The organism is Profundibacter amoris, assembly GCF_003544895.1.
GTDB lineage: Bacteria > Pseudomonadota > Alphaproteobacteria > Rhodobacterales > Rhodobacteraceae > Profundibacter > Profundibacter amoris.
This window is the reverse complement of record NZ_CP032125.1, coordinates 630,587-644,086: the sequence shown is the minus strand read 5'-3', so window position 1 is coordinate 644,086 and position 13,500 is coordinate 630,587. Positions and strand designations below refer to the sequence as shown.

Here is a 13,500-nt window from a genome sequence, read left to right as displayed (position 1 = left end):
CGGTTCGGGCGGGGCGCAAGAAAGTGATCAGTTGCGGATCGAAGGCCCTTCGACCGACAAACCGTTACCGCGTGATGCCACATACAGTTCCAGCGCAAGGAAATCCTCGCTGCCCGGTTTGTAGGTTTCGGCGCGGGTATCACGAACACAACCTTTAAAGCGGGCATGAACCGCATTCAGTTTTGCGTTCTTCAGACGATATACCGGAAAGCCGTTGATCTGGCCCTGGGACAGATGGTCGGCACGGATGCGCCTGTCATAATTGTCCTCGTGGCAATTGGCGCAGGACATTTCCAATTGACCGGTCTTGGTGTAATACATTTCCTTACCCCGTTCCCACATCGACTGAACCGGCCCGTCAATAGCCACATTCACCGGCATGCCACGCGATTGCAACGTGATCAGCGCATTCATTGCTGTCATCTTGCCCTTGGTCAGTTTCCAAGGCTCGGCACCCATGCGGGTTGTCCGGCAATCGTTGATCTGCATGTCAAGCGAACGCACTTCGCCAGCGGCTTCGTTCCACTTGGGATACACAGCCTTCACGCCAGCCATGCTTTCCTCGACATCACCATGACATGATGCACAGGATTTGCCTTCGGTGCCTTCAACAGTATTCCAGGCATCCATTGCCTGATCCACAAAGATCATGCCGGGGTTGTCAAAGTCATCCATTTGCAATGCTTGCGTTTCATCGGCACGGAAAACCCAGCCGGAAAACACCTCGTCCAGATTGCCCTTTAGATGATCCGCAGCCGGCGCGCGTGTCACCAGCTTTTCTTCGCCATTCACGATCAGTTCTTTGTCCAGATCGGTTTCGGCAAATGCAGCGCTGGAACCAAGTGCCAATACAGCCATTGCGGCAGCAGCACCAAAAGTAGCTTTGAGCGACTTATTCTTCATTATTATGTCTCCTCCCTGTCGGTAGTTCAAAGTCGCTTAGGCGATCGCAACGGGTTTGGATGTTTCGTAAACATCGCCATCGTCATCATACCAAGTGAATTTGAACTCGCCTGCTTCCGGAACGGTCGCGTCAAATTCAAAGAACGGGTTGGTCGAAATCGACGGCTCCATCAGAACTTCGATCACGGGCTGACCATTGAATTCGCAGGTAAAGCGATTGATGATCGAGCGCGGGATCAGTTCGCCGGCTTTGTTTTTACGACGACCTGATTCCATCTTGTGGCTGATCAGGGTCTTGATTGTGATGCTCGAGCCAGCCGCAGCGGACTTGGGCACTTTAACACGGGGTTTTACACCAGATGCCATGTTGATTTCTCCTTGGAAGATTAGCCGCCGCAGCCGCCGATTGTAACTTTGATGGGGTTCGATGCTTTGACAAAGCTGCCGTCGGCCATTTTGGCAATTGCAACGATGTTCTGCGAACCGGCCAGACGGATGCGCATTGATACTCTCTGCGCAGCGGCCAGCGGGCCAAAGTTGGCAACAGCCGTTTTCGGATCCGGGTTGCCGTCAGCCAGCAAAAGGATCGAAACCGCGCCGGGGGCGTCTACGGATACTGGCACAGTGTTGCCGTTTTCCGCGATTTCGGGACTTGTGATCGTGATTCCGCCGTCGGCTACATCCGCGCCGCCGGTAAAGGCCATCATGGCCTCGTCCGCAGCAGCGGATACCTTAAAGGGCAGGATCGTCGCGGCGAACGCGCCGGCACCGATGGCCAGTGCATTGCGTCTCGTCAATTCCATATGAATTCTCCTCGTTTTCATTATTTAAGGGTTGTCAGATATGCGAGCACATCTTCAATTTCCTGCGCACTCAGCAGCGGGCCGAATGTGTCATCCGCCGCTTTGCCGGTGTAACGCTTGCCGGGACGAATATACCCATCTACGCGGTAGAATGATGGCATAAACGAATCTTCAAAAGTAATGTCGGCATTCACCAGAATGCCCCGGATCTGCGCTTCGCTGTAACGATCTGCGACACCCGCAAGATTGGGTCCGATATCGCCCTGGAACGCAACATCGGGCATTTCGTCATTCGTATGACATGCGACGCAATTCCCGTGTTTCTTGCTGGCAACAACCATACGCCCGTTTACCGGGTCACCAGGAACACCGGTCAGCGACTGGGCAACTGCACCCTCATCGAAAACCACGTCACCTGGCGCAACCTCGGCTGCGGATACCGCAGTCGTTGCTGCGAACAAGACGGCCATGCCTAAAACAGCTGGCTTCATTATATTTCCTCCCATTGGATTCTGTCCTCCGAACCCAAATGGTAGAACAAATTGTCGCACCCCCGCAACCGATATTTGGAATAAATTAGTATGTATGAATGTATCAGCGCAAAATCTTTGCAAAAACCCCAATAAACGCGGGGTGATCCGCAAGAAAATTTTTTAATTCCGGCCCGAAACCGGCGGATATTCTATTCGATAATTCCCTCTTCTTTCAGCATCCGCGCGTGGTATTTCTGAAACGGCTCGTCCCCGTCATACCCTTTTTGCAATATCCATTCCATCAGATGCCGCGTGGTGTATTTGCCAAAGGCACCGGGCATGGTGGCGGCGGCAAATTCGCTGGCCAGATCCTCGTCCGTCTCGCCATCGCGCATGAACATCATGGTCGGTGTAAATATGATTCCCCAGCGACCGGCCATTTCACGTTCAGGCAGAACCGTGCCGTCCAGATCGGTCACTTCAAGATCTCCAAACAGGTTCATCTGCACCACATAGAATTTCTCGCGCAGCAGTTTGTCAATTTCCGGCTGTGGGAAAATCTCGTTGTGCATTTTGTTGCAGTAGATACAGCCGCGTTGCTCCCAGATGATCAACAGCCGCTTGCCCTGCGCGTTGGCTGTGGCCAGATCCTCGCGCACATCCTTGAAGGTGTCTTCCAGCCATGTCGGTTTGTGCAAGCCGTCGTCGCCCATTTCAACGGCGATCGCAGGCATTGAAACCGCCATCAAAACCGCAAATACAAATCCGAGAAAACGCATGGGGTATCCTTTCAGTGCTAGCCGATGGTCTGGAACCACGGGAACATTTCGATCATGAAATTGGCGATGACATTCAGGGTGTTTGTCACCATCAGAATAGCAAACAGGATCAGCATCAACCCCATCACTTTTTCGACATAGGCCAGATATTTGCGATTCCGCGCCATCCAGCGCAGGAACGGTTTGGCGAAAAACGCGGCCAGAACAAAGGGCGATGTCATGGCCAGACCGAAAGTCATCAACAGCAACCCGCCTTGCATCACCGAATCCTTCATCGAAGCCAGAAACAGGATGCTGGCCAGCATCGGCCCAACGCAAGCCGACCAGCCAAAGCCGAACGCCAGCCCCATCACATAAGCGCCAACTATGGTGGACGGGTCGGCCTTGCTTTCGAATTTCGCCTCGCGATACAGGAACGGCACCCGCAAGACGCCCAGAAAATGCAGGCCGAACACGAATATGATCGCCGCCGCCGCGTAGGTCAGCTCGGTTTTCCACATCCGCACGGTTTGCCCCGCCGCCGTGGCCCCCATGCCCAAAAGGAAGAAGATCGTCGTCACACCCAGCGCAAAAAACAGCGCAGAAATAACCAGCCGCCGCGCCGCGCCCGGTGCGATACTGTCATCGCTTTGCAGCTCCGACATCGAAATCCCGGCCATGTAGCTAAAGTAAAATGGCACCATTGGCAGCACGCAGGGTGAAAAGAAAGCAATCAAACCTTGCAGCATCGCGCCGCCAAATGTCGCATCAAACATGTTGTGTTGTCCTTGTCCGCTTGGTCAAAACATATTATCATATATCTATGTAACGCAAGGATACCGTTTGATGTTGCGGATATTAACCTTACTATCTGGATTGATGTTTGGATTTTTCCTGACATCCCAACAGGTTATCGCAGATGTACGATTGATGATGTTTGAGCAGGATGGCTGCCCATGGTGCGAACGCTGGAAGGCCGAGATCGGGCCGATTTACCCGAAAACTGCCGAAGGGCGCATCGCACCGCTGGTAAAAGTGATGATTCATGCCCCGCTTGAAAAGGGTATTACGCTGAATTCCCCGCCTGTTTATACGCCGACATTCATCCTGTTGAACGACGGTCAGGAAGTCGGTCGTATCGAAGGGTATCAAAGCGACGAGTTTTTCTGGTGGTTCATGGAAACCATGATTAAAAAGCTGCCCGAGGATCTGCAAAAGGATCCGGGCGCATGATGGTTTACAGCCAACGCGCGAAATATCGCACACCTGCCCAAAGGACAGGTTCTGGAGCTGCCGAAAATGCCGTATCAGGGGATAACCTTCTGTGCCGGTCAATGAAATTGCCCGTTTTGGGCCGAATGACGAACCCGGGTTCTGATTAAGAGTAAGGAGCGTTCCAATGGAAGCGACACTAACCGGTTTTAACAACACGGCAGCCAGCAAAGATGGCGTCGACACCGAAGAACTGGGCGGGCGCGCAAGCGAAGCCTCGTCCTTTCTAAAGGCCTTGGGACACGAGGGGCGGTTGATGATCCTGTGCCACCTGTCATCGGGTGAAAAAACTGTGACCGAGCTGGAAAAACTGCTGTCATCGCGGCAGGCATCCGTCAGCCAGCAACTGGCGCGGCTGCGGCTGGAAGTGCTGGTCAAATACCGGCGCGAAGGCAAAACGATCTATTACAAGCTGGGCGATACAAAGGCCCGTCAGGCAATCGATCTGGTCTACAACCTGTTCTGCGGCACCGAACAGGAATAGCCTGACCCACCCCGGTTTGTCGGGTTGTAACGGCCCTTGCGGGGCGCAACCCGCAGTAATTGCCCGTATGGCCTTGATTGGCCTTGCGGGTTTTTCCTTTTTCCAGCCCTTGTTACACGATTTTCCTTGAACCTGCATGGCAGTCTGTCGCACAAATATCCTATCCGAGAACAGACCGGACAAACCGGCACGCGGGAGGATTTTATGGATTTGCTGCCTTTTGGCGCCCAGGCGGCCCTTGTCGGGTTGTTTGGCGGTGTTATTCTGGGCCTTGCCGGACGGATGGGGTATTTCTGTTCGCTGGGCGCGCTGGAAACTGCTGTCTACGGGCAAGACCAGACCCGTTTGCGGATGTGGGGCATGGCCCTTGGCGCAGCGATCATCGGCGTTTTCACCCTGAACACCGCCGGAATTTTCGACTTCTCCCTGTCCTTCTATCATCAGGTCAAATGGAACCCGCTGGCCAGTATTTTCGGCGGATTGCTGTTTGGCTATGGCATGGCGATGGCTGGCAACTGCGGTTATTCGGCGTTAACACGGTTTGGCGGCGGCGATCTGCGCGCCCTGGTGGTGCTGGTGGTTATGGCGATATTCAGTTTTATCACTCTGAACGGCCCGCTGGCCGCCCCGCGTCTGTTGCTGATAAAGGAAGAACCTTCCGAAGAGATCAGCTCGATCGCCTACACATTGGGGGCGGCCACCGGCATAGCCCCCTTCGCCATCGCGCTGGCCTTTGCCACCGTGCTGATCCTGTGGGCGTTGTCCTATGAAAAACTGCGCAACAATCACGAACAGATATTCTGGTCGGTTGCGGTCGGATTTGCCATCACTTTCGGGTTCTGGGGCACGTCGTTCCTGAACGACCGCAGCTTTGGCGAAGTCATGGTCGAAAGCTATACCTTCACCGCCCCGCTGGGTCGCACGCTGATCTGGCTGATGACATCCTCGGCCGGTGGTCTGGTGTTTTCCGTTGGCTCGGTTCTGGGTGTGATTATCGGCGCCTTCATCGGCTCGTCCATCAAACGGGATTTCAAATGGGAAGCCTGCGAAGACCCGCGCGAACTGGGCCGTCAGGTGGGCGGTGCTGCCCTGATGGGGATCGGCGGCGTCACCGCTTTGGGCTGTTCGGTCGGTCAGGGGCTGTCGGCGTTTTCAACGCTGGCCTATTCCGGCCCTGTCACACTGGCCGCGATTGCAGCCGGCGGTCTGATCGGCCTGCGCCACCTGATTCACGGGTTCGAGCCGGAATAAAGCGTTTCGGCTTTTCATTGCATCTGTGAAATATGCCCTGCCAACGAGGCAGCGATTGCGCAGCAATGGCGTTCGTTGGCAGGGCATGTTTCAAACTCAAGTCGAAACGCTATAGTATCGTCGGCCAAACAGCGCCAGATGCACCAGCAGGATAACGATCCAGGCCAGCAGAATGGTGGTTAACGTATGGCTTAGGAAATGCCGCCCATTCACCATCTGGTAGCCCCCCATCGCCCAGCCCAAGGCCATCGCCCCCGACAGCGCCGCCATTTGCTGGCGTCGTGTTGCGGCAATCAGCACAAACAACAACAGCGCAAACCCGCCCGAGGCATGACCCGCCGGAAAGCACCGCCCCGGTGCTTCGTATTTATTGGCTTCAAACAGCGTCACATAGGGCACTTCGCCACCGAATTCCTGTAACTGATAAGGGCAATGCACATGGGTTTCCTTTTTGCCCAGCCCGACCACAGCAGGCACCAGCAGCAGGCACAGTAGAATGAACAGATTGTTGCGGGTGCGAAAACGGCGCATGGGTTTGAGCACGAAGGACAACACCAGCGCCAGCAGGATCAGGATGGCATAGAGCACCAGAAGTTTTTTCGGCGCATCATAGAAAAGGAACCGGATCACCGGCTGGGCACTATCCACCAGCCACGCGCCGTTGCGATAAAAGAAATGCTGAATTGCGATATCCAGACCGGTATTTTCCAGCCCCAGCACCACAACGAACAGCAGTACAACATACACAACCAGATGCCGCACACGGTTGATACGAATGGGGGGCTGATCCATGCTCGGTCTTCTCCAGTAGACATATGGCGATCCCGGCAGGACTCGAACCTGCAACCCCCTGATTAGAAGTCAGGTGCTCTATCCAGTTGAGCTACGGGACCAATTTCATGGCTTACTGCGAGAAAGGACGCGAAAAAGCAACCCCTAGTGGGTCCAGACGCTGCGCCGGTTGGTGGCAAAGTTTTCGCCGTAACCGCCGGGGCGGACCACCGGCTTGCGTTTGTGTGGCTCGAACACCTGTGCGTCAATGCCGTGCTGTTCGGCATATTCGATTGCGGCTTCTTTGGTGTCGAATTTCAACCGCACTTGCGAATCCATATCGCTGGACCCGGTCCAACCCATCAAGGGATCGATGTTACGGGCAGCTTCGGGTGCAAATTCCAGCACCCATTTACGGCTTTTGGCTGTGCCCGATTGCATGGCATTTCTGGCAGGTTGGTAAATCCGCGCAAGCATGATTGAGTCTCCGATTTTCCGTTGTCCTGTTATCCCGAATATCGGCGGCATGCGCAAGCATACATTGCACAGGCAGGGAACCGGATATCGATTTGCCGGATTTCGGCACACAAACCCACCGATAAATCACCACATCGCCTGCACCGTACCGGGAAAAAACAAGCGATTGCCGATCAAGTGCTAGGGAGCGAGGGTGGGGTGGGTGTGCGCTTGATCGACAATCAATTCTTCTGCTTGCCCCCTTACGTTAAGCATAGTTTTTCTAACTGGCAACAGAAAAATACCCCTTGAGTTGTGGCAAAATGTCTAAAAATCCTCCTATAGTTTTAACTATTTGATAAAACTTACACTCTTTTACCATAAAAACATGGGGAATTCTAACTGTGCCAAAGCACCCCCTTGCAGAAGAACAAAAACAGATCAAAACTGGCGGCCCAGATAGGAATCACGCGATGCAGCAAAACACCCCGGAACCGCGCAAGAAACTCGAAGGTGGCAAACGCTTTGTCATGCACACCGAGTTTGAACCGGCAGGCGATCAGCCCACCGCGATCAAGGAGTTGAGCGCGGGCATCAATGCCGGCGAGCGCAATCAGGTGCTGCTGGGCGCAACCGGCACCGGCAAGACATTCACCATGGCCAAGGTAATCGAGGAAACCCAGCGCCCCGCGATCATCCTTGCACCCAACAAAACCCTTGCGGCGCAGTTGTATGGCGAAATGAAGGGGTTCTTCCCCGAAAACTCGGTCGAATATTTCGTGTCCTTCTATGACTACTACCAGCCCGAGGCCTATGTGCCCCGCACCGATACCTTCATCGAAAAAGACAGCGCCATTAATGAACAAATCGACCGGATGCGCCATTCCGCCACCCGCGCCCTGCTGGAACGCGATGATGTGATCATTGTGGCATCGGTGTCCTGCATCTATGGCATCGGCTCGCCGGAAACCTATACCGCGATGACGCAGGATCTGGTCACCGGCGAAGAATACGACCAGCGCGAGATCATGCAGGGGCTGATTGCCCAGCAATACAAACGCAACGACAACGCCTTTGCCCGCGGCACATTCCGCGTGCGCGGCGACAGCCTTGAAATCTGGCCCAGCCACCTTGAGGATCGCGGCTGGCGGCTGTCCTTCTTTGGGGACGAGTTGGAAGGGATCACCGAATTCGACACATTGACCGGTGCCAAAACCGCCACGCTGGACAAGGTGCGGGTTTACGCCAATTCGCATTACGTCACCCCGCGCCCGACCCTTTTGCAGGCCATCAAACACATCAAGGAAGAACTGCGCGTGCGGCTGGACCACTTCAACGCCGAGGGCAAACTGCTGGAAGCGCAGCGGTTGGAGCAACGCACGCGGTTCGATCTGGAAATGCTGGAGGCCTCGGGCTTTTGCGCCGGTATCGAGAACTATTCCCGCTACCTGACCGGCCGCGCCCCGGGCGAACCGCCCCCCACCCTGTTTGAATACATCCCCGACAACGCGATTGTCTTTGCCGATGAATCCCACGTTTCCGTGCCGCAAATCGGCGGCATGTACAAAGGCGACTACCGACGCAAATTCACCCTGTCCGAGCACGGTTTTCGCCTGCCGTCCTGCATGGACAACCGGCCCCTGAAGTTCGAGGAATGGGATGCGATGCGCGCACAATCCATCTTCGTCTCTGCCACCCCGCAAAACTGGGAGCTGGAGCAATCGGGCGGCGTGTTTGTCGAACAGGTGATCCGCCCCACCGGCCTGCTGGAACCGGTGATCGAAATCCGCCCTGTCGAAATGCAGGTCGACGATCTGCTGGACGAGGTGCGCAAAGTCGCGGCCAAGGGCATGCGCACGCTGGTCACCACCCTGACCAAACGTATGGCCGAAGACCTGACCGAATACCTGCACGAACAGGGCATCCGCGTGCGTTACATGCACAGCGACATCGACACGCTGGAACGCATCGAAATCCTGCGCGACCTGCGGCTGGGGGCGTTCGACGTGCTGGTCGGCATCAACCTGCTGCGCGAGGGGCTGGACATTCCAGAATGCGGTCTGGTCGCCATTCTGGACGCCGACAAAGAGGGCTTCCTGCGCTCGGAAACCTCGCTGGTGCAGACCATCGGGCGGGCGGCGCGTAATGTCGAGGGCCGCGTGATCATGTATGCCGACCGGATCACCGGCAGTATGGAGCGCGCGATGAAAGAAACCGAACGCCGCCGCGCCCGCCAGATCGCCTATAACAAAGAACACGGCATCACGCCGGCAACGGTGAAAAAGAACATCGGCGACGTGTTGTCGGGGCTATATGACGGCGACACGGATCTGGCGCGCGTCACCGCCACCGTGGACAAACCGATGATCGGCGAAAATCTGGCAACCCATCTGGAAGCGCTGCGCGGCGACATGCGCAAAGCCGCCGAAAATCTGGAGTTCGAAGAAGCCGCCCGCCTGCGTGACGAAGTGCGGCGACTGGAAGCGGTGGAACTGGCAGTCAAGGACGACCCGCTGGCGCGGCAATCGGCGGTCGAGGCTGCAAGCGCGGCAGGGGGGCGGTCAACGGCGGGCAAGGCGGGGTCAAGCCGGAAGTGGGGGAAGAGGTAGGCGTTATTGATCCCTCGCCTCATTTGGGCGTAGACCTATAAACCCTGCACCACTGGCACCCGTCATTTTGCAAAAATGACAGCGCCCGACCTCCCCATGGAGGGCGCTACGCAACGTTGCAACAGGGTGAAAGGTAAATGAATGATACAGACGCTCCGTCAGGTGGAGCATGCAGTGGCACGCGCCCACCAGGTCGGGCGCCGCCATTTTTGCGCGTTAGTCCGGCTTTGCAGAGGGCTATTCAAACCTCGCCACACATTTGACATCCCCCCTCAAATCCCCAACACTCCGTCTTGGACGCACATCCCAACCGGACGACACCCGATGCTCAAACACCTTGCCCTTCCCGCCCTTGCGATTCTGGCCGCCTGCGCCACCCCGCAGGAACAATGCATCAACACCGCCAGCAATCAGGTGCGTACGATGCAGGCCCTGATCAGCACCACCCAAGGCAACATCGACCGCGGCTATGCCATCCACCGCAGTCAGGAACCCTACGAGGTGATCGACGTTTGCTATGATGCGGACGACAACCCCTATAATTGCTTCCACACCGAATACCGCACCAAGGAAACCCCCGTCACCATCGACGTGGCCGAGGAACGGCGCAAACTGGCGCAGCTAAAACGCCGCCTGCCCGCTGAAAGGCGCAAGATGGACGCGGCAATCACAAACTGCCGCATCCAGTTTCCGGAATAAGCGTAGGGCGGGGTTCACCCCGCCACTACCCTATCGCAGCACATGAACCGCGCATTTGGAGTACCGCACAACCCGCGCGGCGGTCGAGCCAAGGAAGAAATCCTGCAACCCCGGCTTATGCGAGGCAATCACGATCAGATCGACATCATTGTTATTGGCGTGGTCCACAATCGCGGCACCGGGGTGCCCCATGATCACGCGGGTGTCGATACTCTCGTCTCCGGCTGCATCCGCTTGCAGATTTTCGATGACCTCGTGCCGGTTTTTTTCCAGTTGACCCTCGGGAATATAGGTTGCGATATAACCCGGGACCGGCTCGACAACACTCAGCAGAGTGATTTTGCCGCCATCCGCCAGCAGGGCTTTGGCAATGGCAATGGCCTCGGCCGGATCGTGGCCGTGGTCCAGTGCGACGGGTACGATTATGTTTTTATACATGGGACGTCTCCTTTTTTCGTTCGTCAGCATTATACCAACCCGCCGCAACCTGTTGCCATGATGCACATCAACCCTGTTTCCCGTCCGGGTTAACCCCTTGTTTACCATTTTCACGGCACCCTGTTGGCGAGGGCGGATCAAAGCGAGGGTTAATATTGCGTATCCTGTTGATATTTCTTTTGTTTCTGCCGTCCCTTTCCCATGCGGGCGCTTGGCCCCGTGACAAAGGCGAGGTTTTCCTGTCCTTTGCAAACGAAATATCGGCCGCCCCGCAAACCCGCTATGCAACCGGAACATCCCTTTATGCCGAATACGGGTTGACCGACCGGCTGACGGTCGGGTTTGACGGCACCCTCGGGGCCACCGGCACCCCGTCCGAGGCGTATCTGTTCCTGCGCACCCCGCTGGGCAAGGCCGATCACCCTGCCCGTCTGGCCGTCAGTTTCGGGCTTGGGGTAAAAAGCATCCCGAACCCGTGGGGCACGACCACCAACCAAAAGCTGGCCAAAATCGGCGCGTCCTGGGGGCGCGGGTTGCAACGGGGCTGGCTGGCCGTTGATATGTCGGTGGCCTGGGTTCTGGACAGTTCAATCACCGTGCCCGGACAGTCCGGTGCCACCTACAAGGCCGATTTCACATGGGGGATGAAGCCATCCGACCGTGTGATGCTGATCTGGCAGTTGCAAACCGGCAAGGTGCCCGATGCACCTGCCTATGCCAAATTCTCGCCCTCGCTGATTTGGCGAATGCAGCGCCAGAAAGGAACGCATATCGAGATCGGGGTTGTTTACGGTTTGACAGGGGATGACAGCCAGAACCTGAAACTGGGGTTCTGGAAGCAGTTTTGAAACGCTTGAAATGACGGGCGCATACCGCTAGAAATCAGGCTTTTCAGCAGGTTCACCCCATGCCAAAGACCCCCGATACAACAACCAAAAATAACCATGACCTTGTGCTGTCTTACCACAGGGTGCGTCGTGCGCTGGGGATATTGGGGGTGATTTTACCACTCGTTCTGATCATTGGCGGGCTGCTATCAAATGCGCGGCTGGAACCCTCGATCAGCGATTTCTACCATACCAAACTGCGCGACATCTTTGTTGGTTGCCTGTTTGCCATCGGCATCTTTCTGGTGTCCTACAAAGGGTATAAACGCAAACCGAATGAGCGTATTTCGGATGATCTGGTCGCCACAGCCGCAGGTATTGCCGCCTTTGGTGTCGCCCTGTTTCCAAATGAAAGCGATGCCATCGTAACCGTATCCCAACAGGCGCTGGGATTGAAAATCAGCCCGCTGTTCCACTATACCAGCGCAACGGTGTTTTTCGTCTGCCTGGCCATATTCTGCTATGTACAATTCCCCAAAACCGCCAGGCCTGTGCGCCGCCGGATATACATCTGGTGCGGCCATATCATTGCCGTTTCCACAGTGCTGATCTTGCTATTTTCCTATTTCAAACTGAAAGGCAGCCCCGAAATGCAAAGCCTGGTCACGGATTGGAATATCATTTTCTGGATCGAGGCGATAGGCATCTGGGCCTTCGCTTTTTCATGGCTGACCAAGGGCAAGGCCGATCTGGCCCTGCGCTCGCTCAAACACTCTCAGTCGTAGGACGCCACCACGTCATACATCACCGGCTCGAACCCCTTGCACAGCTCGTTGATCCTGCGATTGCGGCGGCGCATTTCGGGGGTGCGCAGCATCGCCTGGAAATCCTCGCGGTTTTGCCATTGGGAATAGCTGCAAATGCGGGTCTCGGCGTCGTTCACATGAATGGCACCACCAATAAATCCGTGCTGGCTTTTGATCACCTCGTCATAGGCTTCCTGCAGCAATTCCTGTAAATCCTCACAGGTTCCCGGAGTGACATCGAATGTGGTGATCACAGTTTGCGGCGCGCCGCCTTTGGTAATAGTTGGCATATGTATTCCTCCGCCTAAGGGTTATCCATCTTTTGGTTCGATCACGGTCAGGCCCAGCATACGCCAAACCTGCATCCCGCCGCGATAATAATATACCTTATCGGCCGGAAAACCCGCTGACAACATCGCACGGATCGCGGTTGGCGATTGTCCGCACCACGGCCCGTTACAAAACAGCGCCACCTTTTTGGCAGTCGAACAATCCCAACCGTCAAAATCAGGCTCGCAACCCAGTTCCCCCAGCCGGTCGGCCACTTCGCCAAAGGGGATATGCAGCGCGCCGGGGATTGTGCCGCTGTCATACCATTTGGCAAGCCGGCTATCGACCACGATCGCATCGGGGTCTTGCAACATATCCAGTATCTCCATTTCCCCGATGGTTGTCACCCCTTCCGCCGGCGACATCGGCTGAATACAAAACACGGGACAAGGGCGGGATGTCTTGGCCCAGTCGCCGGTCAAATGGTTGTCATTATCCTGAATACGTCCAATTTCAACCAGCCCTGCTTCGGTTTCAACCCTAACCGTTGCCACATCGGGACGGATGTTCACCGGTTTGTTTTCCGCTGTTGCCATGTTCGGCATTGCCATCATCGCCGCAAAAACCATCCCCGTTATCAAACGCATGTCGTTCTCCTGTTTGCCTACATCTTTTCCAAG

General features: G+C 55.8%; 18 protein-coding genes and 1 tRNA gene. 7 read left to right on the top strand and 12 right to left on the bottom strand.

Annotated features, from left to right (window positions below):
- Positions 1–27 precede the first annotated feature (27 nt).
- The 6 genes from soxA to BAR1_RS03145 all read right to left on the bottom strand — a co-directional run bounded on the left by soxA (position 28) and on the right by BAR1_RS03145 (position 3,713).
- Positions 28–903, bottom strand: coding sequence for a sulfur oxidation c-type cytochrome SoxA (gene soxA / locus BAR1_RS03170; protein WP_118941674.1), 876 nt, complete (start codon positions 901–903; stop codon positions 28–30).
- A 36-nt stretch (positions 904–939) separates the two neighbouring features.
- Positions 940–1,269, bottom strand: a complete 330-nt coding sequence (gene soxZ / locus BAR1_RS03165; protein ID WP_118941673.1) for a thiosulfate oxidation carrier complex protein SoxZ — start codon at positions 1,267–1,269, stop codon at positions 940–942.
- A gap of 20 nt (positions 1,270–1,289) precedes the next feature.
- Complete coding sequence (gene soxY, locus BAR1_RS03160; protein WP_118941672.1) at positions 1,290–1,706, bottom strand: thiosulfate oxidation carrier protein SoxY; 417 nt, start codon at positions 1,704–1,706, stop codon at positions 1,290–1,292.
- Between the two features lie 20 nt (positions 1,707–1,726).
- The gene (gene soxX / locus BAR1_RS03155; RefSeq protein ID WP_118941671.1) at positions 1,727–2,197 is read right to left on the bottom strand and encodes a sulfur oxidation c-type cytochrome SoxX; all 471 of its coding nucleotides are present in this window, start codon (positions 2,195–2,197) and stop codon (positions 1,727–1,729) included.
- Between the two features lie 191 nt (positions 2,198–2,388).
- Positions 2,389–2,958, bottom strand: coding sequence for a thioredoxin family protein (locus BAR1_RS03150; protein ID WP_118941670.1), 570 nt, complete (start codon positions 2,956–2,958; stop codon positions 2,389–2,391).
- A 17-nt stretch (positions 2,959–2,975) separates the two neighbouring features.
- Positions 2,976–3,713 (bottom strand): cytochrome c biogenesis CcdA family protein, encoded by a 738-nt coding sequence (locus tag BAR1_RS03145; RefSeq protein WP_118941669.1) that lies wholly within the window; start codon positions 3,711–3,713, stop codon positions 2,976–2,978.
- Between the two features lie 103 nt (positions 3,714–3,816).
- Here BAR1_RS03145 and BAR1_RS03140 point away from each other — a divergent pair, with 103 nt between their 5' ends.
- The 3 genes from BAR1_RS03140 to BAR1_RS03130 all read left to right on the top strand — a co-directional run bounded on the left by BAR1_RS03140 (position 3,817) and on the right by BAR1_RS03130 (position 5,944).
- A complete protein-coding gene (locus tag BAR1_RS03140) occupies positions 3,817–4,170 on the top strand; it encodes a thioredoxin domain-containing protein (protein WP_118941668.1) in 354 nt (117 codons plus the stop codon).
- Positions 4,171–4,336: 166 nt separating this feature from the next.
- Complete coding sequence (locus BAR1_RS03135) at positions 4,337–4,693, top strand: ArsR/SmtB family transcription factor (RefSeq protein WP_118941667.1); 357 nt, start codon at positions 4,337–4,339, stop codon at positions 4,691–4,693.
- Between the two features lie 204 nt (positions 4,694–4,897).
- Positions 4,898–5,944: a YeeE/YedE family protein gene (locus tag BAR1_RS03130; protein ID WP_118944321.1), complete on the top strand. Its 1,047-nt coding sequence runs from the start codon at positions 4,898–4,900 to the stop codon at positions 5,942–5,944.
- 96 nt (positions 5,945–6,040) lie between these two features.
- Here the strand turns inward: BAR1_RS03130 and BAR1_RS03125 are convergent, their stop codons facing one another.
- From BAR1_RS03125 to BAR1_RS03115, 3 genes are all read right to left on the bottom strand, one after another.
- A complete protein-coding gene (locus BAR1_RS03125) occupies positions 6,041–6,736 on the bottom strand; it encodes a phosphatase PAP2 family protein (RefSeq protein WP_118941666.1) in 696 nt (231 codons plus the stop codon).
- 24 nt (positions 6,737–6,760) lie between these two features.
- Positions 6,761–6,837 (bottom strand) — tRNA-Arg (locus BAR1_RS03120).
- A 43-nt stretch (positions 6,838–6,880) separates the two neighbouring features.
- Positions 6,881–7,192 carry an ETC complex I subunit gene (locus tag BAR1_RS03115; RefSeq protein WP_118941665.1) on the bottom strand — a complete coding sequence of 104 codons (312 nt, stop codon included), beginning with the start codon at positions 7,190–7,192 and terminating at the stop codon, positions 6,881–6,883.
- A 452-nt stretch (positions 7,193–7,644) separates the two neighbouring features.
- Here BAR1_RS03115 and uvrB point away from each other — a divergent pair, with 452 nt between their 5' ends.
- Both uvrB and BAR1_RS03105 read left to right on the top strand, forming a co-directional pair.
- Positions 7,645–9,780, top strand: a complete 2,136-nt coding sequence (uvrB, locus tag BAR1_RS03110) for an excinuclease ABC subunit UvrB (RefSeq protein ID WP_118941664.1) — start codon at positions 7,645–7,647, stop codon at positions 9,778–9,780.
- Positions 9,781–10,104: 324 nt separating this feature from the next.
- Positions 10,105–10,479, top strand: coding sequence for a hypothetical protein (locus tag BAR1_RS03105; RefSeq protein WP_118941663.1), 375 nt, complete (start codon positions 10,105–10,107; stop codon positions 10,477–10,479).
- A 30-nt stretch (positions 10,480–10,509) separates the two neighbouring features.
- Here the strand turns inward: BAR1_RS03105 and BAR1_RS03100 are convergent, their stop codons facing one another.
- Positions 10,510–10,917, bottom strand: coding sequence for a universal stress protein (locus tag BAR1_RS03100; RefSeq protein ID WP_118941662.1), 408 nt, complete (start codon positions 10,915–10,917; stop codon positions 10,510–10,512).
- Between the two features lie 155 nt (positions 10,918–11,072).
- Between BAR1_RS03100 and BAR1_RS03095 the strand changes: the two genes are divergently transcribed.
- Together BAR1_RS03095 and BAR1_RS03090 are read left to right on the top strand one after the other, a co-directional pair.
- Complete coding sequence (locus tag BAR1_RS03095) at positions 11,073–11,765, top strand: hypothetical protein (RefSeq protein ID WP_118941661.1); 693 nt, start codon at positions 11,073–11,075, stop codon at positions 11,763–11,765.
- A 59-nt stretch (positions 11,766–11,824) separates the two neighbouring features.
- Entirely contained in the window at positions 11,825–12,529 is a 705-nt protein-coding gene (locus BAR1_RS03090; RefSeq protein ID WP_118941660.1) for a DUF7103 family protein, read from the top strand.
- Here BAR1_RS03090 and BAR1_RS03085 read toward each other — a convergent pair.
- Both BAR1_RS03085 and BAR1_RS03080 read right to left on the bottom strand, forming a co-directional pair.
- The gene (locus BAR1_RS03085) at positions 12,520–12,840 is read right to left on the bottom strand and encodes an antibiotic biosynthesis monooxygenase family protein (RefSeq protein WP_118941659.1); all 321 of its coding nucleotides are present in this window, start codon (positions 12,838–12,840) and stop codon (positions 12,520–12,522) included. The genes BAR1_RS03090 and BAR1_RS03085 overlap by 10 nt on opposite strands.
- Before the next feature lie 21 nt (positions 12,841–12,861).
- On the bottom strand, positions 12,862–13,467 hold the full coding sequence (locus BAR1_RS03080) for a rhodanese-like domain-containing protein (RefSeq protein ID WP_228408706.1): 606 nt from the start codon (positions 13,465–13,467) through the stop codon (positions 12,862–12,864).
- Between the last annotated feature and the right edge of the window lie 33 nt (positions 13,468–13,500).

Coding starts and splice junctions, on each gene's coding strand:
- soxA (WP_118941674.1), bottom strand. CDS start 903: ATGAAGAATAAGTCGCTCAAAGCTACTTTTGGTGCTGCTGCCGCAATG.
- soxZ (WP_118941673.1), bottom strand. CDS start 1,269: ATGGCATCTGGTGTAAAACCCCGTGTTAAAGTGCCCAAGTCCGCTGCG.
- soxY (WP_118941672.1), bottom strand. CDS start 1,706: ATGGAATTGACGAGACGCAATGCACTGGCCATCGGTGCCGGCGCGTTC.
- soxX (WP_118941671.1), bottom strand. CDS start 2,197: ATGAAGCCAGCTGTTTTAGGCATGGCCGTCTTGTTCGCAGCAACGACT.
- BAR1_RS03150 (WP_118941670.1), bottom strand. CDS start 2,958: ATGCGTTTTCTCGGATTTGTATTTGCGGTTTTGATGGCGGTTTCAATG.
- BAR1_RS03145 (WP_118941669.1), bottom strand. CDS start 3,713: ATGTTTGATGCGACATTTGGCGGCGCGATGCTGCAAGGTTTGATTGCT.
- BAR1_RS03140 (WP_118941668.1), top strand. CDS start 3,817: ATGTTTGGATTTTTCCTGACATCCCAACAGGTTATCGCAGATGTACGA.
- BAR1_RS03135 (WP_118941667.1), top strand. CDS start 4,337: ATGGAAGCGACACTAACCGGTTTTAACAACACGGCAGCCAGCAAAGAT.
- BAR1_RS03130 (WP_118944321.1), top strand. CDS start 4,898: ATGGATTTGCTGCCTTTTGGCGCCCAGGCGGCCCTTGTCGGGTTGTTT.
- BAR1_RS03125 (WP_118941666.1), bottom strand. CDS start 6,736: ATGGATCAGCCCCCCATTCGTATCAACCGTGTGCGGCATCTGGTTGTG.
- BAR1_RS03115 (WP_118941665.1), bottom strand. CDS start 7,192: ATGCTTGCGCGGATTTACCAACCTGCCAGAAATGCCATGCAATCGGGC.
- uvrB (WP_118941664.1), top strand. CDS start 7,645: ATGCAGCAAAACACCCCGGAACCGCGCAAGAAACTCGAAGGTGGCAAA.
- BAR1_RS03105 (WP_118941663.1), top strand. CDS start 10,105: ATGCTCAAACACCTTGCCCTTCCCGCCCTTGCGATTCTGGCCGCCTGC.
- BAR1_RS03100 (WP_118941662.1), bottom strand. CDS start 10,917: ATGTATAAAAACATAATCGTACCCGTCGCACTGGACCACGGCCACGAT.
- BAR1_RS03090 (WP_118941660.1), top strand. CDS start 11,825: ATGCCAAAGACCCCCGATACAACAACCAAAAATAACCATGACCTTGTG.
- BAR1_RS03085 (WP_118941659.1), bottom strand. CDS start 12,840: ATGCCAACTATTACCAAAGGCGGCGCGCCGCAAACTGTGATCACCACA.
- BAR1_RS03080 (WP_228408706.1), bottom strand. CDS start 13,467: ATGCGTTTGATAACGGGGATGGTTTTTGCGGCGATGATGGCAATGCCG.